Below are 21,937 nucleotides of genomic sequence, written 5' to 3' on the forward strand. Positions count from 1 at the left end.
CGGCCCTCGGACCCTACAGCGGCAGCTTCGGCTGCGGTGGCGCGTGGGCGGGGTCCACGCCGTCGAACAGGCTCGAGACCGACTCGCCGGCGTGGATGCGGGCGATCGCCTCGGCGAACAGGGGCGCCACGGAGCGCACGGTGAGCTCGGGCCAGTCGGTGGGGGCGGGGACGGTGTCCGTGGTGACGACCTCCGTGATGCCCGCGTGGTGTCGCAACCGCTCCACGGCCTTGCCGGTGAACAGGCCGTGCGTGCACGCCACGGACGCCTGGGTGCAGCCCTCCTCCTCCAGCTTGTCCATGAGCTCGAGGATGGAGCCGCCGGTGGCGATCTCGTCATCGAGCACGATGGCCCGCTTGCCCGCGACGTCGCCGACGATGGCGTCGATGACGACCTTGTCGTCGGCCTTGCGCTGCTTGCTGCCGGCCGCGACGGGGACGCCCAGGAGCCGGGCGAAGAGTGACGCGGTCTTGGCGTTGCCGAGGTCCGGGGAGACGACGACCGCGTCGGAGAGATCCTTGCCGCGGTAGTGCTCGGCGAGCTCGCCGATCGCGGTGAGGTGGTCCACCGGGACGGTGAAGAAGCCGTGCACCTGCGGCGCGTGCAGCGTCATCGTGACCACTCGCTGGGCCCCGGCGGTGACGAGCATGTCGGCCACGAGGCGACCGCCGATGGAGATGCGGGAGGCGTCCTTCTTGTCGCTGCGCGCGTAGGCGTAGTGCGGCATGACGACCGTGATGGAGGCGGCCGACGCGCCACGGGCGGCGTCGATCATCAGCAGCAGCTCCATCAGGTGCTCCTGCGTCGGCGGCACGAGCGGCTGGATGATGTAGACGTCGCGCTGGCGGCAGTTGGCCAGCAGCTGCACCTGCAGGCAGTCGTTGGAGAAGCGGATGCAGTCCGACGGCGAGAGCGGCACGCCCAGGGCACTGCAGACGTCCTCGGCGAGGCTTCGATGGGCGTTGCCGGTGAACACCACGATGTCGCGCACGGGACGAGGCTAGCCCAGCCGACCAGTCACCGGGCAACCGTCCACGATCACCTCACGACCGACCCCGACATTTTCGCGAGCTCATCGCGGTCCGGGAGCTCTGTGCCGTCCCACGCGGCCGTCCCAAAAAGGCCACCTCCGGGGTCCAGGCTCCCTGGGTTCCGAGACACAGTTTCGGGACGCATGGACTCACGGACTTCCAGGGGGGTGCCCGTGAAGCGGTCGCGTCGTCCCGGAGACCACCGATCCTGGGATGCCATAGGAGCTGAGGTGGTCCGGCCACGTCACGGGGTCCGGCCGCTCTTCCAGAGGTGCACAACATCTATTGCACAATGGTTGTTGCAAAGTTAGCGTCGGCGCATGGCTGATCACGGAAGCCCAGACCTGACCACCGAGGCGAGCGTCCTACGAGCGCTCGCTCATCCCCTGCGGCGACGACTGCTGGACGTGTTGTCCGCGAAGGGACCCGCTTCGGTGAGCATCTTGGCCAGGGCGACGGATCAGCGTGTCGCGAACATCAGCTTTCACCTCAAGGTCCTGTCCTTGGCGGGCCTGGTCGAGGAGGCGCCGGAGAACGCTCGCGACGGGCGCGAGAGGTGGTGGCGCCACTCGGGGCCGGCGCGCTGGTCCTCTGAGGACTTCCAGGAGGCCCCGGCTGATCGGGCCGTGGCCGAGACCCTCCAACGAATGAGCCTGGAGCGACAGGTCGCGGCTGTCTCACAGTGGCTCGACGCCGAGTCCGGGAAGCGCTCCGAGTGGAGCAAGGGCTCGTTCTCGATAGAACGCTGGCTGTCGCTCTCGCCCGATGAGCTGGCATCCCTTGCCGGGGAGCTCGAAGAGGTGATGCAGCGCTGGAGTGAGCGCAGTGCTTCGACCGATCAGGTCGACGGTCGAGAACCGGTACTGGTCTTCGCCCACGGCCTGCCGTCTGAACCGTGACGGCCGACCCGTCCCCCGACCGTCGATCGGCTGCCCTGTCTCCGTTCTCGGCCCGGTACCTGTCTTTCGTCTCCGGCGTCGGGCTGTCCTCTCTGGGAGAGGCCGCATGGACAATCGCCTTGGCATCGACCTTGGCCGACCTGGCGGGCGCGAGCGCAGCCGGAGCGGGACTCGCTATTGCTGGAGTTCCTCGGATCATTGCGCTTCTTGGTGGGGGCGTCCTTGCCGATGCGCGGGGCCCCCGGTGGGTGATGATCTGGACCGACGCGGCCCGTGCGGCGCTGATGGCTGGCGCCGCGGTCGCGATCTTCATCTGGGAGGCGACCGTGCCGCTCTTGCTGATCGTGGCCGCGGTGCTGGCACTCCTCGGCGCTCTGTTCATCCCTGCCTCGGGCGCACTGCGCCCCCGACTGCTCGATGACGACCACTTGGTGCGAGGCAACGCGCTCTATCTGATCGGCCTTCGCTCGGGTCAAGCCGCCGGCGGTCCCGCAGGCGCGGCGATACTTGGCCTCGGCGGTCTAGCGATGGTGGCGGTCACCAACGCGATCGGCTTCCTGGTCGCAACGTTCACCGTGAAGTGGACCGCACCCAGCAGAATCGATGACATCGGGCGTCACCTCGACGGCGATCCCACGGGGCCCATCAGCCGCATCCGCGAAGGGCTGCGGGCAGCGTTTGCCGATCGTCTCCTCGCGACCCTGCTTTTCACCGTAGGAATCGTCGAGCTGTCGCTGTCGGGTCCGCTCAACCTCGGCCTCGTTCTCATCTCCAACGAGCTGTTGGATGCCGGGGCGCTCGGTGCCGGCGTCCTTCTCACCGCCTTCACGATCGGCGCCACGACAACATTCCTCCTCACCCTCGCCTTCCCCGTCGGCCACAGAGCGGGCGCCACCGCGATAGTCGCAATGGCGGCCGCGGCGCTCACTCTCGTGGCCGTGGGCCAGACCTCGAGCCTGGAAGTCGCCGCCGGACTCTACGCAGCGATCGGCGTCAGCTCGGCACTGCAAGGACTGGTGCTGACCTCTCTGGTTCAACGAGCCTCCCCCGAAGCCACCCGGGCACGCGTCATGTCGATCATGCTGCTCCTCGTGTTCGCCTCCGTCCCCCTGGGCAGCCTGACGATCGGCGTCCTCGTCGACTGGATCGGCGCCGGCACGACCCTCGCACTGCACGCGGCGCTAGCCATGACAGCCGCTGCAGTGTTCACCACCCGCCGCGAGCTCCGCCACGCATCCCTCGCCTCGAACACCTGAACCCGCCCCGACACACCAGATCTTCACGGGCCTTCGCATCTCAGAACGCTCGTTGACGAGGCGGGCCGCAGTCGACCGGCCCTGGGGCGGGGGCATTCGCGTCGCAATGTGACGTGGCCCTAGGACATGCCGCCAGGTCCGCGGTCACTCGTCCTCAGAAGGACCTGGAGGGCGTCGAGGAGGACGGCGACGACGATCGCCACCGCAGCCGCGATGACGCGATGAAGTGCCGGCATGAAGGCCCCGACGTGAACGACCATCGATGAATACACGACCCGAACCCCATGTGACTTGGGCCAGCAACAAGACCATCGAGCAGCCCTCGAGCAGGCGTTCCCACGTCATGAGGTCAGCTCGCGGCACTGCGGTCATGTGCACAGGGCGCTGTCGGCTGACGATGTCCGCAGATCCTCCGGCGCGCCCCGGACGTGACACCCGCCTCGACAGGTCATGCGGGTCGGGGCGTGAAGAGCATGACCCAGTGGTCGCTCTCGGGGTCGTGCAGCATCTCGCTGTCGAAGGTCAGCACACCTCTGGTCGGATGGTTGACCCGCTTCATCGCGGACCTCCACGTCCCGATCTCTCCTCGCTCCCAGTGCCGGTTGAACTCGGGACTGCTCGTGGACAGCTCGCGGAACACGGATCGAAGATGCTCGTCGTCTGGATAGACGCTGAGGGCCTTGCGAAGCTCCGCAGCGGCCACGCGGGCCAGCTGCTCCGCTCCCTCCTCCCCGAGCACGTCGCGGAGTCCGTCCGACGTGAAGGCCTGGAAGACGATGCTGTGGCCGTAGGGTCCGTCGCCGAAGATGGGCCCGAACAGGTCCGCCGCGGCCGCGTTGAACGCCAGCACGTCGAGTCGGCCGTCGTGGACGGTGACCGGCATGGTGTCGTCCAGACTGTCGAGCAGCTGGCGCAGACCCGGTCGGATCCCCGCGGCGGGGGCACGCGGTTGCGGAGGTAGCTCACCGGCGAGCCGGAACAGGTGCTCGTTCTCGGCCGTGGAGAGCTCGAAGGCTCGTCCCAGAGCGCCGAGGATCTCCCGCGAGGGCCGGGGAGCGCGTCCCTGCTCGAGGCGGGCGTAGTACTCCACCGAGATCCCGGCGATGTCGGAGAGCTCCTGGCGGCGCAGACCCGGCACGCGCCGCGCTGAGACGCGCTCCCTGCCGGGCCGGCCAGGCGGAGTCATCAACGCACGCCGGTGACGCAGGAACTCCCCGAGCTCCGGTCGACCGTTCGCCCCCACGGGTCCATTCTCCCACGGCTCGAGCATCCCGGGCCTCGGTTGCCTGGCCCTGTGGGTGCCAGTCTCACCAGGGTCTTCCTCCCTCTCGTGCCCGCCCGCACGATGGGAGAACCGGTGGGCATCCACCCGGCAGCGCAAAGGATTCCCTGCGCCGCCAGCGCGACCACCGATTCTTCCCACGACCCAGAGGCATGAGATGACCACAGCAACCCGCACCATCGTCATGACCGGTGCCACCCGCGGCATCGGTCTCGAGGCGGCCCGAGAGGTCCTGCGCCGCCAACGCGACACCCATATCGTCGTTCTCGGGCGAGCCTCCTCCGCTGCCGAGGTCCTGCCGGGCCTGCTGGACATCTCTGCGCACGTCTCGACGGTCGACGTCGATCTGTCGAGCAGGGCGAGCGTCGCCGTTGCCGGTGCAGAGCTGGAGGATCGTCTCGACTCCGGCGATCTGCCCGCCCTGCGTGGCCTCGTCTTCAACGCGGGCGTCCACCTCTCCAACGCGATGCAGAGCACCGTCGACGGGTTCGAGAGGACCTTCGCCGTGAACGTCATGTCCACCCACCAGCTCCTGCGGCAGCTGCACCCTCACATCCAGGCGCCGGCGCGCGTCGTCGTCACCGTCAGCGACGCCCACTTCGGCGACCTCCGGCACACCGGAGGGACCATGCCCGCGCCCCGATGGGCCATCCCGGAGATCTCCCGACCCGGGGCGTTCGACCGCTCCGAGAACGTCCGAGCCGGCCGACGCGCGTACGTGACGAGCAAGCTCGGTGGCATCCACCTGGTCCACGAGTGGGCCCGCCGGCTGCCCGCCGGGATCGACATCGTCTCCTACAACCCGAGCCTCGTGGTCGGGACCGGGCTCGCGCGCGAGACCGGCGGGGCCTTCCCCTTCCTGATGTCCCAGATCATTCCCATGCTCACGGTCACGTCACTCGTGGACACCCCGGTTCCCGCAGGTGCGAAGCTCGCCGACGTCATCCTCGGCGGCACCCCCGCCGAGACCGGCTCCTACGTCCACCGAACGAGGACCATGGCGTCATCGGCCGAGTCCTATGACACCGACCGCGAGCGCGCCCTCTGGAACTGGCTGGAGCAGGTCGCGCAGAGCACCGGCTGAGCGAGGCCTGCCCTCACCGCCGCCCACGACGAAGAGATGCACCCGTCGCCGTGACCACAGAGGGTCGGGAGCACAACCCCCGGGGGCCACCGCGCCGAGTGTGATCGCCGCAGCGGTCAGGCCCAGAGCTGGCCCTCCAGGGCGTCCTCGGCCTCGTCGAGCGTGCCCTCGTAGGCGCCGGTGGAGAGGTACTTCCAGCCGCCGTCGCACACGATGAAGGCGATGTCGGCACGCTCCCCGGCCTTGACGCACTGGGCGGCCTGAGCCAGCGCGGCGTGCAGGATGGCGCCGGTGGAGATGCCGGCGAAGATGCCCTCGGCGGCGATGAGCTCACGCACCCGACGCACGGCGTCGCGCGGTCCCACCGAGAACCTGGAGTCGATGAGCGACTCGTCGTACAGCTCGGGGATGAAGCCCTCGTCGAGGTTGCGCAGGCCGTAGACGAGCTCGCCGTAGCGAGGCTCGGCAGCGACGATGCGTACGTCCGGCCGGTGCTCGCGGAAGTACCGGCCGGCGCCCATCAGGGTGCCGGTGGTGCCCAGACCCGCCACGAAGTGCGTGATCGTGGGGAGGTCGGCGTGCACCTCGGGCGCTGTGCCGTGCTGGTGCGCAGCCGCGTTGGCGGGGTTGCCGTACTGGTAGAGCATCACCCAGTCCGGGTTCTCCTGCGCCAGGCCCTTGGCCACGCGGACGGCCTCGTTGGAGCCGCCGGCGGCGGGAGAGTCGATGATCCGCGCGCCCCACATCCCCAGCAGCAGGCGGCGCTCCTGCGACGTGTTCTCCGGCATGACGCACACCAGCTCGTAGCCGCGCTGCGCCGCCACCATCGCCAGGGAGATGCCGGTGTTGCCACTCGTGGGCTCCAGGATCGTGCACCCGGGGGTCAGCCGGCCCTCCGCCTCGGCCTGGTCGATCATTGCCAGGGCGGCGCGGTCCTTGATGGAGCCAGTCGGGTTCTGGTCCTCCAGCTTGGCCCAGAGCCGGACCTCCGGGCTCGGGGAGAGCGTCGGCAGGCCGACGAGCGGCGTGTGGCCGACGGAGTCGACCAGCGAGTCGTAGCGCGTCACACCGGCAGGGGCGCTGGGGTGGGGGCGCTGCCTCCGGCGACGGCCGGGAGGATCACGACGGTGTCGCCGTCGGAGAGCGCGGTGTCCAGGCCACCTGTGAAGCGGACGTCCTCGTCGTTGACGTAGACGTTCACGAAGCGACGGATGGCGAGCGCCGACCCGTCGTCCTCGACGAGGCGCTCCTTGATGCCGGGGTGGGCCGACTCGAGGCTCTCGACGAGCTCGACGACGGTGCCGCCGCTGCTCTCGACGGCGCGCTCACCGTCGGTGTAGGTGCGCAGGATGGTCGGGATACGAACCTCGATGGCCATTCAGGACGTCGCTCTCTGGTCGGGGGCGCCCGGTGGGGGTGCCGGGCTGGGGGCGTCGGAGGGCCCGGTGTCGTAACGCTCGACGACGCTGACTTCTTCCTCCGCCACCTCGCCGTCGACGATGCGGTAGGACCGGAAGTCGACCGGGCCGGACTCGTGGGCACCGTCGCGCGTGGACACCAGCACGTAGTGGGCGCCCGGCTCCTGCGCGAGGCTGATGTCCGTGCGGGACGGGTAGGCCTCGGTGGCGGTGTGCGAGTGGTAGATGACGACGGGCTCCTCGTCGTTGTCGTCCATCTCGCGGTAGAGCCTCAGCAGGTCCGTGGAGTCGAACTCGTAGAACGTGGGCGACATCGCGGCATTGAGCATGGGCACGTGGCGCCGGGGCACGTCGGACCCGATGGGCCCGGCGACGACCCCGCACGCCTCGTCGGGATGGTCACGGCGGGCGTGGTCGACGATCGCATCGTGGGTGGCTCGGTCGATGGTCAGCACGCCCGCGAGTCTAACGATCACGATCACCGAGGGGTCGACGATGCCGGGACGTGAGACGACCTCGCCGGGTAGCGCCGACCGTGCGCCGAGAGCGGCGGTCGGCCTTGGTCGCCTCCCCTAGACTTTTGGTATGCCAAAATCGCGGAGCGCCTCGACGCTGGACAGCGAGCTCGCCGCCCGGAAGCTGCGCTCCCTCATCCGGTCCGGGGAGCTCGCTCCCGGCGACCGCCTCGTGGAGCGGCCGCTCGCCGAGCGGCTCGGCCTCTCTCGCGTTCCCGTCCGCGAGGCCCTCCGCGAGCTCGTCACCGACGGGTTCGCGGCCGAGCGCCCCACCGGAGGTGTCGTCGTGCGACGCCACAGCACCGCGGAGGTCGAGGAGCTGCTGGAGATCTCCCACGCCCTGGACGCCGTTGCCGTGAGGCGCCTGCTCGACGAGCCGTCGTCGCGTCTCGAGCCGGTGCGACGCGTCCTCGCCGAGGCCGAGAAGGCGCTCCGGGGTGACGACACCGTGATGGCCGTCGAGGCCAACGCCCGCTTCCACGCCGTCCTGCTCGACGTCGCGCCGACGCCGATGCTCCGTGAGCTGACCACACCACTGCGCGGACGCCTGCACTGGCTGCTCCAGCAGCATGCGGACCCGGCCGACATCCATCACGAGCACGCCGCGCTCGTGGAGGCGATCGCCGCTGGTGACCGCGCCGCCACCGAGCGCCTGCTCGCCACCCACCTGGCGACCAGCCGGGCAGCCCTGCGCCAGGACGAGGAGAACCGATGAGGTCACCCTGGACGAGGATCCTCGCGGTGACCGTCATCGTCGCCCTGACCCTCACGGCCTGCAGCCAGGCCACGCCGTCCGGGCCCGCTCCGGCAGCATCGCCCAGACCGTCCGCGACGCCCAGCCCGACGCCGTCACAGCAGGAGAAGACCTTGAGCGACGAGGAACAGGCCCGTCTGGACGCCCGGCTGCGCGCATCGGCGTGGGACGACGACGTCGCAGCGGCCGGCGAGCTCATCGAGCGGGGCGCGGACGTCAACGCCAAGGACGACACCCAGCAGAGCGCCTTCCTGATCGCAACGAGCGAGGGCTATCGGGACCTGCTCGACCTCACGCTTCGACACGACGCCGACGTGGACGCCCTCGACTCCTTCCGAGGGACCGGCGTGATTCGTGCTGCCGAGCGGGGGCACGCAGGCGTGGTGGGGCGCCTGCTCGAGCACGGCGTCGATCCTGACCACGTCAACCGACTGGGCTGGGTCGCCCTGCACGAGGCGCTGGTCTTCGCCAAGCCCGAGCAGCGCCGCGAGTACGTCGAGACGACGCGCGTCCTGGTCGCCTCCGGTGCCGACGTCACGATCCGGTCCGAGCGGGACGGCCAGACTCCGGCCCAGCTGGCACGGACGCACGGCCTCGACGCCCAGCTGCGGCTGATCGAACGCGCCGCAGACACCCGCCCGGCCGCCCCCGAGGACGCTGACCGCCGGCTCCTGCGGGCCGCTGGGGACGGGGATGCCGACGAGGCGGCCCTCGCCCTGCGGCAGGGTGCACGGCTGGAGACCCGCAACGATCGTGACCAGACGCCCCTGCTGGTGGCTGCGGCGGCCGACCACCTCGCCGTCGCCCGCCTGCTCGTCCACCTCGGCGGCGACCCCGACGCGCTCGACGCCCGTCACGACACGCCGTGGCTGGTCACCGGCGTGACGGGAAGCGTCGCGATGGGCCGGGTGATCCTGGCCGCCGGGCCGGACCTGAGGATCGAGAACCGCTTCGGCGGACTCTCCCCGATCCCGGCCGGCGAGCGCGGACACGCCGACTACGTCCGCTGGGTGAGCGAGACCGACGTCGACCTGGACCACGTGAACGACCTGGGCTGGACCGCCCTGCTCGAGGCAGTCGTCCTCGGCGACGGCTCTCGTCCCTACCAGGACATCGTGAGCACCCTGGTCGACGCGGGCGCCGACCGCTCGATCACCGACCGCCAGGGCCGAACGGCACTGGACCACGCCCGCGCTGAAGGGTTCGACGAGATCGTCGCGAGGCTGTCCTCCGACCGTTGACCCGACGGGGTCGAACGTCAACCGGCGAGGCGGCTGCCCAGGGCCACGAACGCCACGAACACCGCGACGAAGGCTCCGGTGCGGACCAGGCCCCGCAGCAGCGCGCCCTGGACCGCGTGCCCACCGCGCGGCTCGGGAGTGATGGCTGCCATGCCACGAACTCTAGTGTTCGTATCGACGAACTTCAACCGCTCCCGACCCGAATCATCGCCGATCCCGGAGCACGGGGGCCCGGTCCTCTAGCCTGAGGGGCGTGCCCTCCCCCGAGCTGCCGTCCGCCTCGCAGGACTACCTGAAGGTGATCTGGACGTCTCGGGAGTGGTCGGACGAGAAGATCTCCTCGCGTGCCATCGCCCGTCGGCTCGAGCACTCCCCCTCGACGGTCTCGGAGACCATCAAGCGGCTCGCGGCCCAGGGTCTGGTGACGCACGAGCGTTACGGGGACGTCGAGCTCACCGCGGACGGCCGCCGGGTGGCCGTGGCCATGGTGCGCCGACACCGCCTCATCGAGACGTTCCTCGTGGAGTACCTCGGCTATGCGTGGGACGAGGTCCACGACGAGGCCGAGGTCCTCGAGCACGCCGTCTCCGACGACTTCGTGGAGCGCCTCGCGGCCCGGCTGGGCCACCCCGAGCGCGACCCGCACGGCGACCCCATCCCGTCGGCGTCCGGCCGGCTGCCCGACCTCGACGCGACCCGGTTGAGCGAGCTGGCAGCACCGGCGAGCGTTCGGGTCGCCCGGGTCTCCGATGCCGACGGCGAGCTGCTGCGCTACCTCGACGAGCACGCCATCGCGCTCGACACCGCGGTGCAGGTCGTGGAGCGGCACGACGCGGCGGGCACCCTCGCGGTCGACGTCGCCGGGACCCGCCTGCAGCTCGGCCTGCAGGCGGCGGAGGCCATCTGGGTCGTGCCGGCCTGAGCCGTCCTGCGGTGGACGGCTCCCGCGGAGTCTCTCAGTCGAGCGAGACGACCAGGGACTCCTGGACGTAGCCCAGCCAGTCGTAGACGTCCGACATCGCCGAGACCGCCTCGTCGTCGCTGTGCTGGGCGATCAGGGCGTCCTCGTCGGTCTCGATGCCCAGGCGCACCGCGATGGACAGCCGGATGTCGGTGAGCGAGCGCAGCCAGGCCTGGACCGACGCCTCGTCGAGCTCGACCTCGACCGCCTCCGTGGCCTCCTCGCCGACCGGGGCGAGCCCTCCGTCGGCCAGGGAGGCGATCACCCGCTCGGCGTGGGCGACCTTCGTCGAGGCCAGGGACTTCTCGGTGAAGCGACGGAACTCCGCGGCATCCTCGGCGTCCTCGGTGTAGGCGTTCGGCAGCAGCCGACGCAGCACCGGGTCCTCCGGCACGGTGGCCGGGCCGCCGAGCCCGAGCTCGTTGCCGAGCGGGTCCGCGCTGGACTCCTCGGCACCGTGCCGATCACGCAGCAGCTCGACGACCTGTCGGGCGAGACTGGCGAGCACGTGCGCCTCGGCCGGCTCGAACGTCGCGGTGATGCCGCCGCGTCGGCGTCGCTTGAACGGCTTCATCAGATGACGTCACCGCGCTGCAGGGTGGCCCAGAGGCCGTACTCGTGCATGGCCTGGACGTGGCGCTCCATCTCCTCGCGACTGCCGCTGGAGACCACCGCCTTGCCGTCGTGGTGCACCGCCAGCATCAGCTCGTCCGCCTTCTCCTCGGTGTAGCCGAAGTAGTTGCGAAAGACGTAGGAGACGTAGGACATCAGGTTGACGGGGTCGTTCCACACGATCGTGACCCACGGCTTCTCGAGCTCGACGACCTCGGCGGTCTCGGGCTGCTCGGTCTCCATGGGAGCTGTCTTGGTCACGACCCCATTGTGGCGCAGCCGCCCCGACGGACGAAATGCCTAGGGTGGAGGGGTGACCACCGCACTGTTGACCGACCACTACGAGCTGACGATGCTGCAGGCCGCGCTCGCCGACGGCACGGCGCACCGCCGCTCGGTGTTCGAGCTGTTCGCCCGGCGACTGCACGCGGGCCGTCGCTACGGCGTGGTGGCCGGCACCGGCCGGCTGCTGGACGCGCTGGAGGACTTCCGGTTCGACGAGGCCGCCGTCGCCTGGCTGCGCGAGAACGACGTGGTCGACGGCGTCACCGCCGACTGGCTCGGCGACTACCGCTTCAGCGGCGACGTCCACGGCTACGCCGAGGGTGAGCTGTTCTTCCCCGGCTCGCCCGTGCTCGTCGTCGAGGGCAGCTTCGCCGAGGCCGTCGTCCTGGAGACGGTGTTCCTCTCCATCCTCAACCACGACTCGGCCATCGCCTCCGCTGCCGCCCGGATGATCGGAGCGGCCGGCGAGCGGCCCTGCATCGAGATGGGCTCGCGCCGCACGCACGAGTGGTCCGCCGTCGCCGCGGCCCGGGCCGCCTACGTCGCAGGGTTCGCCGCGACGTCCAACCTGCAGGCCGGACGCTCGCACGCCATCCCCACCACCGGCACGAGCGCGCACTCCTTCACGCTCCTGCACGACACCGAGCGCGACGCGTTCACGGCCCAGGTGGACTCGCTCGGCGTGGGGACGACCCTGCTCGTGGACACCTACGACATCGCCGAGGCGGTCCGGCTGGGCGTCGAGGTGGCGGGGACGTCCCTGGGAGCCGTCCGCATCGACTCCGGCGACCTCGTCTCCCTCGCGCACGCCGTGCGACACCAGCTCGACGAGCTCGGTGCCACCGGGACGAGGATCGTGGTCACCTCGGACCTGGACGAGCACGCCATCGCCACGCTCGCGGCAGCCCCCGTCGACGGCTACGGCGTCGGCACCGCGCTCGTCACGGGCTCCGGTGCGCCGACCTCGGGATTCGTCTACAAGCTCGTGGCCCGGGAGGGCAACGACGGCACGCTGCTGCCCGTGGCCAAGAAGAGCCTCGACAAGGCCTCGGTCGGCGGCCGCAAGTACGCGCTGAGACGTCGGTCACCGCAGGGCGTCGCGCAGGCCGAGGTCGTCGGCATCGGGGAGCCGCCGGTCGATGACGGCGACGACCGGACGCTCCTGGTACCCATGGTGCGAGGCGGTCGACGAGTCCACCACGACACCCTCGAGGACGCCCGGGCCCGACACCGGGACGCCGTCGCCGAGCTGCCGGCTCCGGCTCGCCGGATCTCGCGGGGCGAGCCCGTCATCGAGACCATCATCGAGAGCCCTGAGGAGCACCCATGACCGTGCCAGCATCCACCGCACTCGTGGTCGTCGACGTCCAGAACGACTTCTGCGAGGGCGGGTCGCTCGCCGTCGCCGGCGGCGCATCGGTGGCCGCCCGCGTCGCGGACCTGCTCGCGAGCGGCACCTACGACACCGTCGTCGCGACGCGTGACCACCACATCGATCCTGGCGACCACTTCTCCGACGAACCGGACTTCGTGGACTCCTGGCCTCGGCACTGCGTCGTCGGGACCCCCGGGGTGGAGCTGCACGCTCCCCTGGACACCGCGATGTTCGCCGCCGTCTTCGACAAGGGCGAGTACACGGCCGCCTACTCGGGCTTCGAGGGCTCGTCCGCCGACGGCGAGACGCTCGCCGCGTGGCTGCGGCATCGAGGGGTCACCGACCTGGACGTGTGCGGGCTCGCCACCGACCACTGCGTCCGGGCCACGGCCCTGGACGGCGCCAGGGAGGGCTTCGGCGTGCGGCTGCTGGAGGACCTCACGGCCGCGGTCGACCCAGGCAACCTGTCCGCCGTGCGCCGCGAGCTGGCCGATGCCGGCGTCGGGACCTGATGGCCCGGTCTGCATGCTCCCCGCTGGGTGTGACGTCTCTGCCCTCGAGTGCTGGTTTCAGGGCTGAGACGTCACGCTCAGCGCAGTGCTGCCGTGACGAGCGCGGACTCGTGCGTGGGCCCGTCGGCCTCGTCGGGCTCCAGGAGGGCGAGGAAGCCGGCGAGGGCCAGGACGGGCACCACGGCCAGCAGACGTCGTGTCTTCATGCCCCCACGATGAGGGGCGGAACGGACCGCGCGACGGCCCGACGGTGAACGGGGGACGAACGTCTCACCACGGGCATGAACGTCAGCCGAGCAGCTCCTTGGCGAGCAGCTCCAGCGTGTGGTCGCGTGCGAGCGAGGCCCGCGGATCGGCGCCGCGACGCTCCGAGCCCACGGGGTGGACCATCACCTCATCGACGTCGAACTGCTCGGCGAGCTCGCGCACCTGGGCCGCGGCCGCGGCCGGGTCGCCGATGACCGGGCGAGCCGCCCCGGAGTCGACCATGGCCTGCTGCTGCGGCGCGAGCACGGCGGCCTCTGCGTCCTCGACGAGGTCCAGGGCCGTCAGCGACTGCCCGGTCCGCAGCCGCGCCATGTTCTGCAGGTTCGGCAGCGCACGGGCCACGGCCTCCTGCAGCGTCTCGGCGACGGAGGCGTTGACCGTCAGGAAGGTCTGGGGGCGGTCGGCGTGCTCCGACGGCCGGAAGGCCTGCCGGTAGTGGTCGAGCGCCTCCTGCGTGCCGTGGCCGGAGAAATGGTGCGCGAAGACGTAGGGCAGGCCCTTGGCCGCCGCCAGCTGCGCGGAGTACATCGAGGAGCCCAGCAGCCACAGGGCCGCGACCGAGCCGGCCCGGGGTGTCGCCTTGAGCACGTAGTGCTGGCGCGGGACGGCGACCCTGACCCCGTCGGCCCCCATGAGGGCCATGACGTCGTCGAGGTACTGCGGGAAGTTCTGGACGTCCGTGTCGTCTCGACCGGCGGCGCCGCGCAGGGCCATGGACGTCACGGGGTCCGAGCCCGGCGCACGGCCGATGCCCAGGTCGATGCGCCCGGGGTGGGCGGCCTCGAGCAGGGCGAACTGCTCGGCGACCGCGAGCGGTGCGTGGTTGGGCAGCATGACGCCGCCTGATCCCAACCGGATCCGCTCGGTGGCGGAGGCGAGATGAGAGATGAGGACCGGCGGGCTCGTGGCGGCGACGGCGGGCATGTTGTGGTGCTCGGCGACCCAGTACCGCTGGAAGCCGAGCCGGTCGGCGGTCTGGGCCAGCTGCGTCGACGCCGCGAGGGCGTCGGCGCTGGTCTGGTCGGTGCGCACGGGGACGAGGTCGAGGACGGAGAGCCGCATTCCGGTGTCAACGCCGACGGGGCCCGCAGACTTCCCGCCCCGGTCCAGGAGATCGACTCGACCCTGCCACCGCGCCCGCACCGGGCATCGCCCATGCCATGACTCGGGTCGTCGTCACCGCAGCGAGCGGATCACCCGGGCGGGCGACCCCACGGCCACGGACCAGGCCGGGATGTCGTGCGTGACGGTGGCGTTGGCCCCGATGACGCACCGCTCGCCGATCGTGACCCCGCTGGTGACGACGGTGTGCGCGCCGAGCCAGCAGTTGTCGCCGATGGTCGTCGGTCCGCGGCTCACGAAGCCCTGCCAAGGGACCGGGAGCTCGGGGTCGGAGACGGCATGGTCGGCATCAGTGACCACGCACCCGTTGGCGAGCATGCAGTGCGCCCCGATCGAGACGTGGTCCAGGGCGGCCACCATGACCCCAAGGTTCAGGAACGTGCCCTCGCCGACGTCGATGCGCCCGGCTCCCGTGAGCCACACGTCGGGCTCCAGCAGGACCCGCGAGCCGAGTCGGAGGCGGCCCTCCCGCAACATCTCCAACGGCTCGCCGAGCACCCGCCCGCGAGCATGGACGCGGCGCCGAGCCAGCTCGTGGGCGAGTGCGAGGCGGTTCCACGGCAGTCGGCCGCGCCGGTACCAGCGCCAGGTCCGCCACGCCTCACGACGCCACCCGACCTCAGGCGGACCGGTGGACACGATCGCGGATCTGCTCGTCGTCGGGCATGGTCGAGGGGAAGGTGCCCAGCCGCTCGACCATGAAGCCACCGGGGTAGGAGCGCACGCGGTGGGACCCGGCCGCACGCCACGGCCGCCGCCGCGGCGGCATGAGCCGGACGACCCGGCCGCGCAGGGCCAGGCTGCGGTGGGCGAGCTCGCAGACCCAGGCGGGCGGCTTGTCGTAGCGGAAGGCGCGCAGCAGGTGATCGTCCATGATCGCCCGGGCGAAGAGCCGCATCGCCGGTCGCAACGGTCGCGGGTAGAACGTCGTGAACAGCTCCAGCGTGGAGTCGGCGACACGGCGTGCACCCTCGTCGTAGCCGAAGTGGGCGGCCTCGTACTCATCGAGCAGCCGCTCGAAGCCGTCGAAGCCCTGGGGCATGCCGCGAATGCCCATGAGTCGCCCGAGCCGGACGTAGTAGTAGGTCGTGGCCCTCACCTCGTTCTCGGTGGGGCTACGCCAGCCGTAGCGTCGCAACCAGCGCACCGGCGTGACGACGAAGGTCGACAGCACGTAGAGCATGTCGTCGTCGGATATGTCGTAGCTACCGTGCATCTGGTTCATCCGCCGCACGGCCGTGCGGCCGTCCCGGCTCTCCAGGCCCTCGTCGAGCACCGTCTCCAGGACGAGCGTCGTGTCGTCGTGGCGCTTCTGCGTCCGTTCGGTGAACTCGTCCGTCGATGCCAGGAGGTTGCCGATGCTGGGGACGGCGTACGTGCGGAACAGGGCGAAGCTGAGCGCCTGCTGCACGTCCCAGGGGAACTCGTGCTGGGACAGGATGCGGGAGATCTGCTCGTGGTCCGCGGCCGGGTCGAGCCCGTCGGTCACCCGCCGCCAGTGATCACGCCGCCAGGGCCTCATGCCTGCACCCTACTGTGACAGTGACGCTGTCACAATGGCGCTCGCCGGCCGCCCTGGCCTCAGAACCGGTCGTCGAGGAACTCCGAGACGGATCGCACCGCTCCCGCCGCCTGTGGCTGGACGCCAGGCAGGCTGACGAAGCCGTGGATCGCGTCGTGGAACTCCTCGAGCCGGACCTGGACGCCGGCGGCGCCGAGCCGCTCGGCGTAGCGTCGCCCGTTGTCCGCGAGCGGGTCGACCCCTGCGACGACCACGAGCGTCGGGGGCAGCCCCGAGTGGTCCTCGTGGCGGATCGGTGACGCCCGCCAGTCGAGCGTGCCGTGCTGCTCGCCGAGGTAGAGGCGGACGAACGTGCGCATGTTGCGGGAGGTCAGCACGGGGGCGTTGGCGTGCTCGTCCTCCGAGGGCCAGCGGTCGTAGGCCTCCACCCCCGGGTACAGCAGGACCTGCGCCGCCAGGCGAGGAGCACCCGCGTCCCGAGCCAGGAGCACGACCGTGGCGGCCAGACCGCCCCCGGCGCTGTCGCCCATCACGGCGATCCTGCCGGGATCGACATCGAGGCAGTCGCCCTCGTCCGCAAGCCACGACAGGGCCGCCCAGGCGTCCTCGACCGCTGCCGGGAACGGCTCCTCGGGGGCCAGCCGGTACTCCGGCGAGACGACGACGACGCCGGTGCGGGCGGCGACCCGGCTGGCGAACCACGCCGACTGCTCCGGGTTGCCCTGCACCCAGCCACCGCCGTGCAGGTTCAGCACGGCAGGCAGGCCCGTGCCGGCGTGTGGTCGGTGCACGAGCAGCCGTCTCGGACGGCCGCCGATGCGCACCGTCCGCTCGAACGTCTCGACCCCGGGGTCCGGGGTGCCGAAGATCGCGCGTCCGACCGCTGACCGCTGGAGCCTGAGCCGGCCCTCTCGGCGTGCCGGGAAGTCCTGCACGTCCTCGATCGGTCGGCCGAGCATCTGCTCGAGCCGCATGAAGGCAAGGGTTCTCAACGGAAGGGGCACGCGAGCACCCTAGGACACGTCGTGAGCCTCAGCCCGAGGCGCGCAGCGCCCAACGCCGCAGCAGGTCGATGCGTTGCTGCAGCTGGTCCGACGTCGCCTGCGCGGCCGGTGGGCCGCCGCAGGACGTCCGCAGCTGGGTGTGGGTCACGCCGTGCGGCTGACCCGTGCGGTGGTGCCATGCGCCGACGAGGCCGTTCAGCTCGCGCCGCAGCTCGGCTCGACGCTCGAACACGGCGTCCTGGTCGACCGCTGCAGGAGCCTGCTCCTTGGCCCGCCCCTTCTTGGAGCGCGAGCTCTTGAGCAGCGCGGCCACCTGGTCCGGCTCCAGCAGCCCGGGGATCCCCAGGAAGTCCAGCTCGTCCTCGTCGAGCTGCTCCACCGCCCCGCCGTACTCGCCGCCGTCGTAGACCACCCGGTCGAAGGAGGCGTCGCTGCCGAGCGCCTGGTAGGTGCCGAGCTCGTCGTCGGAGGCACCCTCGTCCCGCTGCGCCTGCGCAAGCATCTCGGCCTCGGCGGCGTAGAGGTCGTCCTCGTCGCTCACCGGCCGGCCGACGACGTGGTCGCGCTCGGCCTCCAGGTCGGAGGCGAGCGCGAGCAGGCCGGCGACGCTGGGCAGGAAGATCGACGCCGTCTCCCCCCGGCGACGGGCTCGCACGAAGCGACCGATCGCCTGGGCGAAGTACAGGGGCGTGGCCACCGTTGTGGCGTACACGCCGACCGCGAGACGCGGGATGTCGACGCCCTCGCTGACCATGCGCACCGCCACGAGCCACGGCGTCATGCTCGCGGAGAACTCGGCGATCCGTCCACTCGCGCCGACCTCGTCGGAGAGCACGACCGTGGGCGCGTCGCCGGTGATCTGCGTCAGGAGTGCGGCGTACTGACGGGCAGACTCCTGGTCGCCGGCGATGACCAGCCCGCCCGCATCGGGGATGTCGCGCCGCACCTCGACGAGGCGACGGTGAGCGGCCTGCAGGACCGTCGGCATCCAGGACCCCTGCGGATCCAGCGCCGTCCGCAGCGCCTGGGCGGTGGCATCCTTGGTGAGCGGCTCGCCCAGCCGGGCCGCGACCTCGTCGCCCGCACGGGTGCGCCACTGCATCTGGCCCGAGTAGGCCATGAACAGCACGGGCCGGACGACCCCGTCCCGCAGCGCAGAGCCGTAGCCGTAGGTGAAGTCGGCCATGCTCTGCAGCGTGCCGTCGGCCTGCGGCGCGTAGGTGACGAACGGGATCGGGTGGTCGTCGGAGCGGAACGGCGTGCCGGTCAGTGCGAGCCTGCGCTGGGCGGGGTCGCAGGCCTCGCGCACCGCGTCTCCCCAGGACAGCGCGTCCGCCGCGTGGTGGACCTCGTCGAGGATCACCATCGTGCGTCGGGCCTCGATGCGCACCCTGTAGGCGTTGGGGTTGACCGCCAGACCGGCGTACGTGACGGCGAACCCGTGAAAGTCCGCGGCGAGCGCACCCTGCCCGGCCAGCGCTGGATCGAGCCGGATCCCGAGCCCCGACGCCGCGAGCGCCCACTGGGTCTTGAGGTGGTCGGTCGGCGTCACCACGACGACCCGCTCGACGACGCCCCGGGCCATCAGGTCGGCCGCGATCGTCAGGGCGAAGGTGGTCTTGCCGGCACCCGGCGTGGCGACCGTGAGGAAGTCGCGCGGCTGCGCGCGTTCGTACTGCTCGAACGCCGCTCGCTGCCAGGCCCGAAGGCGCTGGCTAGCCATCCGAGCCGGAGCTCCCCTCGCCGTCGGACTTCATGCCGTCCCAGATCTCCTTGCACTCCGGACAGACCGGGAAGCGCTCGGGGTCACGACTGGGCACCCACACCTTGCCGCACAGGGCGATGCAGGGCGAGCCGGTGACCATCGCCTCGGTCAGGGTGTCCCGAGGGACGTAGTGGGAGAACCGCTCGTGGTCTCCGTCCCCCGCACTCGGCCGAGTGCGCTGCTCGGTGCGCTCGTCCTGGACCGTCTGGGTGCCGCCGCCGAAGATTCCCACGTGGTCATCCTAGGCCACCCGGACCCGTGGTCAGTTGGCGCCGGGGTCGGCGGGGAAGGTGGTCCAGAAGCGCAGGTCGTCGTCCTGACGTCGCAGGACCTCGCGCCAGAGCTGCTCGGGCTGCGGCGAGATGAGGTCGGCATCCTCGGCCTGCACGACGAGCCAGGAGCCCTCGGCCACCTCCGCCTCCAGCTGGTCGGACGACCATCCCGCGTAGCCGGCGAAGACCCGCAGCCCGAGCAGCTGGCCGACCCCGGGCAGCGGACCCTCGAGGTCGACGAGACCGACGCGACCGCCCATCGGCCGCCACCCGTCCAGGGGCGGTCGTGACGTCGCGAGCACCCCGACCGCGAGGGCGGAGTCCATCGCCACCGGCCCACCTCCGAACAGGCACACCGGGGCGTTGACGTGGGCCCCCCAGTCGGGCAGCACGTCCTCGACGCCGGCGTCGAGCGGGTGGTTCACCACCACCCCCAGCGCACCGTCCTCGTCGTGGTCCAGGAGGTACACGACGCTGCGCAGGAACGGCCCCGACGCGATGGCCGGGGTCGCCACCAGCAGGCGACCTCGCAACGACTCCATGGACCTATGATGCCCACATGAGCGAGCCCGTGCGTCCGATCAGCTCGTCCGACGCCGGCGCGTCGGATCCCACCGAGGAGTACACGATCGACGAGCTGGCCGCACGCGCCGGAATGACGGTGCGCAACGTCCGGGCCTACGCCGGTCGCGGTCTCATCGCAGGTCCCCGCCTGGAGGGACGCACCGGCTACTACCGCCAGGAGCACCTGCAGCGGCTGCAGCTCGTCCGGGAGCTCGTCGACCGCGGCTACACCCTGGCCGCAGTCGAGCAGGCCGTACGGGCCAGCCCGGCCTCGGCCGCTGGTCACACGATGGACCTGCTGAACCTCCTGGACCAGCCCCAGCGGGAGGTCGAGCCGGAGATCATGACGGTGGAGGCCCTCTCGTCACTGGCCGGCGTCACCCACGACGACTCCCTCATCCGGGCGATGGCCGAGTTCGGCCTGCTGGAGCCCGTCGAGGACGACCCCACCCGGGTCCGTCTGCTGCTGCCGAACGTGGTGCGCTCCGGTGCGGCCGCGGTGGCGCTGGGGCTGCCTGCGTCGGCGGTCATCGAGATCTTCCCGGTCGTGCAGGAGAACCTGCGCACGATCGCCGACGAGTTCGTCGAGCGGGTGGCCGCTGCCATCGTCCAGCCCTTCCTCGATGCGGGCCTGCCCGAGGAGCAGTGGGCCGGGATCTTCGAGTCGATCCAGACCCTGCTCTCGGTCGCGAGCCAGGTGACGCTCGGGATCTTCCGGCACGAGCTCAGCGAGTCGATCGATGCCGAGATCGGCACGCTCCTGGGGCAGATCGACCAGTAGTCCAGACGGGCACACCCCGCCCCGCGTCAGGGAGGGAGTGCGACGCGGGACGAGGTGGCGAGTGTGGGCCGGCCTCAGGCGGCCAGCGCGTCACGCAGTCGGGCCATCAGCCCGCCGCGCGGCTCGCGGACGAGCTCGAGCGTCCGCTGCTCGTCGACGGCCGAGCGTGCCTGCTCCCGCAGGCGGTCACCATGGCCGTCGAGATCGGGATGCAGGGGCGGGACGCCGGCCATGGTGGCCAGCAGGGCCCGCTCCTTGGCGAAGGCGCGGCTGAGCTCACCCCTCGCCTCGGCAGCGTCGAGCAGCACCCGGGCTCCGGGCATCATCGACGCGGCACTCGCCCACGCCTGCACGACGGCCTCCTCGTGCGCGACCGAGTCGTCGCCGACCCCGTCGCCGATGAGCATGTCGGCCCGACCACGAACGCGCTGCACGAAGAGCATCTGCGCGTCGAAGAGGGCGATCTGCGGGTCGTCGAACGCCTCTGCGGCGCCGGGAACGGTCTGGATCAGCTCCTCGAGGGTGCTCTCACGGTGGCGGTCGGCCAGGGCGAGCATGTCCTTGAGGGCGGTCTTGCGACGGTGGTAGGCATCCCAGGTCATGGAGGTGCTCCTTTCATCTACCGTCGTGGCCCGAGGGACCATACCCTCGGTACGTACTCTCAGTATGTCCGCACGTCGCCGCGTGGACAACACATGGGACTGTGAGAGTCGGCACGTCGGGACCGCGGCGTAAACTCCCCCCATGACCCATCCGGCCAAGGTTCTGCGCGCTGCCCGCAAGTCCTCCCGTCGTCAGGACTTCTCCTCCAGCACCAAGCGCGCCCTGCTGGACAACGCGGCGCAGCTCTTCACCGCCCACGGCTATGCGGGGACCTCGCTCGATGAGGTCGTGGCGGCGGCCAGGGTCACCAAGGGCGCGCTCTACCACCACTTCCCGAGCAAGCTGGCCCTCTTCGAGAGTGTCTTCCTGCGCATCCAGGAGCAGACCACCGAGCAGATCCGCCAGCGGATCAACACCGAGAAGGACCCCTGGCAGCGTGCCCAGGTCGGCCTCGCCGCCTTCCTCGAGGGATGCCGCGAGCCCCAGTTCCGACGGATCTGCATGCAGGAGGGTCCGGTCGCACTGGGCCACGAGCGCTGGGCCGACGCCGAGCGCGCTGCGGCCCTGGGCATCGTCAAGGCGACCGTCGATGACCTGCTGGCCGAGCTGGGAGACGGCGCGAGCGAGCTCTCCGACGCCTTCGCCGCGATCTTCTACGGCGCGATCCGCTCTGCCTCGGAGTACGTGGCCGACGCCGAGGACGCCGACCACGCGGCCGAGCAGGTCCAGGCCTCGATCACGGCCATCCTGGCCGGCATGCGCCTGCTGCCCGACGCCGCGCAAGAGCCGGTCACCCGCTGAGGTGGCCGCTG

General features: G+C 71.1%; 27 protein-coding genes. 10 read left to right on the forward strand and 17 right to left on the reverse strand.

Annotation, left to right across the window (positions count from 1 at the left end; all coding sequences use genetic code 11):
* Positions 1 to 13: 13 nt before the first annotated feature.
* Positions 14 to 991 (reverse strand): ribose-phosphate diphosphokinase, encoded by a 978-nt coding sequence (locus tag ACHAAC_RS11730; RefSeq protein ID WP_435716422.1) that lies wholly within the window; start codon positions 989 to 991, stop codon positions 14 to 16.
* Between the two features lie 360 nt (positions 992 to 1,351).
* Between ACHAAC_RS11730 and ACHAAC_RS11735 the strand changes: the two genes are divergently transcribed.
* Positions 1,352 to 1,930: an ArsR/SmtB family transcription factor gene (locus tag ACHAAC_RS11735; protein WP_435716423.1), complete on the forward strand. Its 579-nt coding sequence runs from the start codon at positions 1,352 to 1,354 to the stop codon at positions 1,928 to 1,930.
* Entirely contained in the window at positions 1,927 to 3,186 is a 1,260-nt protein-coding gene (locus ACHAAC_RS11740; RefSeq protein WP_435716424.1) for an MFS transporter, read from the forward strand. The genes ACHAAC_RS11735 and ACHAAC_RS11740 overlap by 4 nt, the downstream gene beginning before the upstream one ends.
* A gap of 448 nt (positions 3,187 to 3,634) precedes the next feature.
* Here ACHAAC_RS11740 and ACHAAC_RS11745 read toward each other — a convergent pair whose 3' ends face one another.
* The gene (locus ACHAAC_RS11745; protein WP_435716425.1) at positions 3,635 to 4,429 is read right to left on the reverse strand and encodes a helix-turn-helix domain-containing protein; all 795 of its coding nucleotides are present in this window, start codon (positions 4,427 to 4,429) and stop codon (positions 3,635 to 3,637) included.
* A 196-nt stretch (positions 4,430 to 4,625) separates the two neighbouring features.
* On the opposite strand from ACHAAC_RS11745, the gene ACHAAC_RS11750 reads away from it, so the two are divergent.
* Entirely contained in the window at positions 4,626 to 5,552 is a 927-nt protein-coding gene (locus ACHAAC_RS11750; protein WP_435716426.1) for an SDR family NAD(P)-dependent oxidoreductase, read from the forward strand.
* Between the two features lie 116 nt (positions 5,553 to 5,668).
* On the opposite strand, the gene ACHAAC_RS11755 is transcribed toward ACHAAC_RS11750, so the two are convergent.
* From ACHAAC_RS11755 to ACHAAC_RS11765, 3 genes are read right to left on the reverse strand one after another with little or no spacing between them, the layout of a single operon-like run.
* Positions 5,669 to 6,619 (reverse strand): PLP-dependent cysteine synthase family protein, encoded by a 951-nt coding sequence (locus ACHAAC_RS11755; RefSeq protein ID WP_435716427.1) that lies wholly within the window; start codon positions 6,617 to 6,619, stop codon positions 5,669 to 5,671.
* Positions 6,616 to 6,930 (reverse strand): MoaD/ThiS family protein, encoded by a 315-nt coding sequence (locus tag ACHAAC_RS11760; RefSeq protein ID WP_435716428.1) that lies wholly within the window; start codon positions 6,928 to 6,930, stop codon positions 6,616 to 6,618. The genes ACHAAC_RS11755 and ACHAAC_RS11760 overlap by 4 nt, the downstream gene beginning before the upstream one ends.
* The gene (locus ACHAAC_RS11765) at positions 6,931 to 7,425 is read right to left on the reverse strand and encodes a Mov34/MPN/PAD-1 family protein (protein WP_435716429.1); all 495 of its coding nucleotides are present in this window, start codon (positions 7,423 to 7,425) and stop codon (positions 6,931 to 6,933) included.
* Positions 7,426 to 7,555: 130 nt separating this feature from the next.
* Here ACHAAC_RS11765 and ACHAAC_RS11770 point away from each other — a divergent pair, with 130 nt between their 5' ends.
* Both ACHAAC_RS11770 and ACHAAC_RS11775 read left to right on the forward strand, forming a co-directional pair.
* The gene (locus ACHAAC_RS11770; protein WP_435716430.1) at positions 7,556 to 8,200 is read left to right on the forward strand and encodes a GntR family transcriptional regulator; all 645 of its coding nucleotides are present in this window, start codon (positions 7,556 to 7,558) and stop codon (positions 8,198 to 8,200) included.
* The gene (locus ACHAAC_RS11775) at positions 8,197 to 9,480 is read left to right on the forward strand and encodes an ankyrin repeat domain-containing protein (RefSeq protein ID WP_435716431.1); all 1,284 of its coding nucleotides are present in this window, start codon (positions 8,197 to 8,199) and stop codon (positions 9,478 to 9,480) included. Before ACHAAC_RS11770 ends, ACHAAC_RS11775 begins: the two co-directional genes overlap by 4 nt.
* Positions 9,481 to 9,497: 17 nt before the next feature.
* On the opposite strand, the gene ACHAAC_RS11780 is transcribed toward ACHAAC_RS11775, so the two are convergent.
* The gene (locus ACHAAC_RS11780) at positions 9,498 to 9,632 is read right to left on the reverse strand and encodes a hypothetical protein (RefSeq protein ID WP_435716432.1); all 135 of its coding nucleotides are present in this window, start codon (positions 9,630 to 9,632) and stop codon (positions 9,498 to 9,500) included.
* Positions 9,633 to 9,733: 101 nt separating this feature from the next.
* On the opposite strand from ACHAAC_RS11780, the gene ACHAAC_RS11785 reads away from it, so the two are divergent.
* Entirely contained in the window at positions 9,734 to 10,402 is a 669-nt protein-coding gene (locus ACHAAC_RS11785) for a metal-dependent transcriptional regulator (RefSeq protein WP_435716433.1), read from the forward strand.
* 34 nt (positions 10,403 to 10,436) lie between these two features.
* On the opposite strand, the gene ACHAAC_RS11790 is transcribed toward ACHAAC_RS11785, so the two are convergent.
* Both ACHAAC_RS11790 and clpS read right to left on the reverse strand, forming a co-directional pair.
* The gene (locus ACHAAC_RS11790; protein WP_435716434.1) at positions 10,437 to 11,015 is read right to left on the reverse strand and encodes a DUF2017 domain-containing protein; all 579 of its coding nucleotides are present in this window, start codon (positions 11,013 to 11,015) and stop codon (positions 10,437 to 10,439) included.
* Positions 11,015 to 11,296 (reverse strand): ATP-dependent Clp protease adapter ClpS, encoded by a 282-nt coding sequence (gene clpS / locus ACHAAC_RS11795; protein ID WP_435716713.1) that lies wholly within the window; start codon positions 11,294 to 11,296, stop codon positions 11,015 to 11,017. The genes ACHAAC_RS11790 and clpS overlap by 1 nt, the downstream gene beginning before the upstream one ends.
* A gap of 70 nt (positions 11,297 to 11,366) precedes the next feature.
* On the opposite strand from clpS, the gene ACHAAC_RS11800 reads away from it, so the two are divergent.
* A complete protein-coding gene (locus ACHAAC_RS11800) occupies positions 11,367 to 12,668 on the forward strand; it encodes a nicotinate phosphoribosyltransferase (protein ID WP_435716435.1) in 1,302 nt (433 codons plus the stop codon).
* Positions 12,665 to 13,225 (forward strand): isochorismatase family protein, encoded by a 561-nt coding sequence (locus ACHAAC_RS11805; protein ID WP_435716436.1) that lies wholly within the window; start codon positions 12,665 to 12,667, stop codon positions 13,223 to 13,225. Before ACHAAC_RS11800 ends, ACHAAC_RS11805 begins: the two co-directional genes overlap by 4 nt.
* Positions 13,226 to 13,302: 77 nt before the next feature.
* On the opposite strand, the gene ACHAAC_RS11810 is transcribed toward ACHAAC_RS11805, so the two are convergent.
* From ACHAAC_RS11810 to ACHAAC_RS11845, 8 genes are all read right to left on the reverse strand, one after another.
* Positions 13,303 to 13,431 carry a hypothetical protein gene (locus tag ACHAAC_RS11810; protein WP_435716437.1) on the reverse strand — a complete coding sequence of 43 codons (129 nt, stop codon included), beginning with the start codon at positions 13,429 to 13,431 and terminating at the stop codon, positions 13,303 to 13,305.
* Positions 13,432 to 13,513: 82 nt separating this feature from the next.
* Complete coding sequence (locus ACHAAC_RS11815; protein WP_435716438.1) at positions 13,514 to 14,554, reverse strand: LLM class flavin-dependent oxidoreductase; 1,041 nt, start codon at positions 14,552 to 14,554, stop codon at positions 13,514 to 13,516.
* Positions 14,555 to 14,668: 114 nt separating this feature from the next.
* On the reverse strand, positions 14,669 to 15,253 hold the full coding sequence (locus ACHAAC_RS11820) for an acyltransferase (protein WP_435716439.1): 585 nt from the start codon (positions 15,251 to 15,253) through the stop codon (positions 14,669 to 14,671).
* Positions 15,234 to 16,136: an oxygenase MpaB family protein gene (locus ACHAAC_RS11825; protein ID WP_435716440.1), complete on the reverse strand. Its 903-nt coding sequence runs from the start codon at positions 16,134 to 16,136 to the stop codon at positions 15,234 to 15,236. The genes ACHAAC_RS11820 and ACHAAC_RS11825 overlap by 20 nt, the downstream gene beginning before the upstream one ends.
* 59 nt (positions 16,137 to 16,195) lie before the next feature.
* The gene (locus tag ACHAAC_RS11830) at positions 16,196 to 17,140 is read right to left on the reverse strand and encodes an alpha/beta hydrolase (RefSeq protein ID WP_435716441.1); all 945 of its coding nucleotides are present in this window, start codon (positions 17,138 to 17,140) and stop codon (positions 16,196 to 16,198) included.
* Positions 17,141 to 17,168: 28 nt separating this feature from the next.
* Positions 17,169 to 18,863 carry a DEAD/DEAH box helicase gene (locus ACHAAC_RS11835; protein WP_435716442.1) on the reverse strand — a complete coding sequence of 565 codons (1,695 nt, stop codon included), beginning with the start codon at positions 18,861 to 18,863 and terminating at the stop codon, positions 17,169 to 17,171.
* Positions 18,856 to 19,137 (reverse strand): DUF3039 domain-containing protein, encoded by a 282-nt coding sequence (locus ACHAAC_RS11840; protein WP_435716443.1) that lies wholly within the window; start codon positions 19,135 to 19,137, stop codon positions 18,856 to 18,858. The genes ACHAAC_RS11835 and ACHAAC_RS11840 overlap by 8 nt, the downstream gene beginning before the upstream one ends.
* A gap of 30 nt (positions 19,138 to 19,167) precedes the next feature.
* Positions 19,168 to 19,719, reverse strand: a complete 552-nt coding sequence (locus ACHAAC_RS11845) for a YqgE/AlgH family protein (protein WP_435716444.1) — start codon at positions 19,717 to 19,719, stop codon at positions 19,168 to 19,170.
* 17 nt (positions 19,720 to 19,736) lie between these two features.
* Here ACHAAC_RS11845 and ACHAAC_RS11850 point away from each other — a divergent pair, with 17 nt between their 5' ends.
* Complete coding sequence (locus ACHAAC_RS11850; RefSeq protein WP_435716445.1) at positions 19,737 to 20,522, forward strand: MerR family transcriptional regulator; 786 nt, start codon at positions 19,737 to 19,739, stop codon at positions 20,520 to 20,522.
* 74 nt (positions 20,523 to 20,596) lie between these two features.
* On the opposite strand, the gene ACHAAC_RS11855 is transcribed toward ACHAAC_RS11850, so the two are convergent.
* Positions 20,597 to 21,124: a hypothetical protein gene (locus ACHAAC_RS11855; protein WP_435716446.1), complete on the reverse strand. Its 528-nt coding sequence runs from the start codon at positions 21,122 to 21,124 to the stop codon at positions 20,597 to 20,599.
* A 142-nt stretch (positions 21,125 to 21,266) separates the two neighbouring features.
* Between ACHAAC_RS11855 and ACHAAC_RS11860 the strand changes: the two genes are divergently transcribed.
* Complete coding sequence (locus tag ACHAAC_RS11860; protein ID WP_435716447.1) at positions 21,267 to 21,926, forward strand: TetR/AcrR family transcriptional regulator; 660 nt, start codon at positions 21,267 to 21,269, stop codon at positions 21,924 to 21,926.
* The last annotated feature ends 11 nt before the right edge of the window (positions 21,927 to 21,937 follow it).

Source organism: Aeromicrobium sp. CF4.19 (genome assembly GCF_051262555.1).
In the GTDB taxonomy this organism is placed as follows: domain Bacteria; phylum Actinomycetota; class Actinomycetes; order Propionibacteriales; family Nocardioidaceae; genus Aeromicrobium.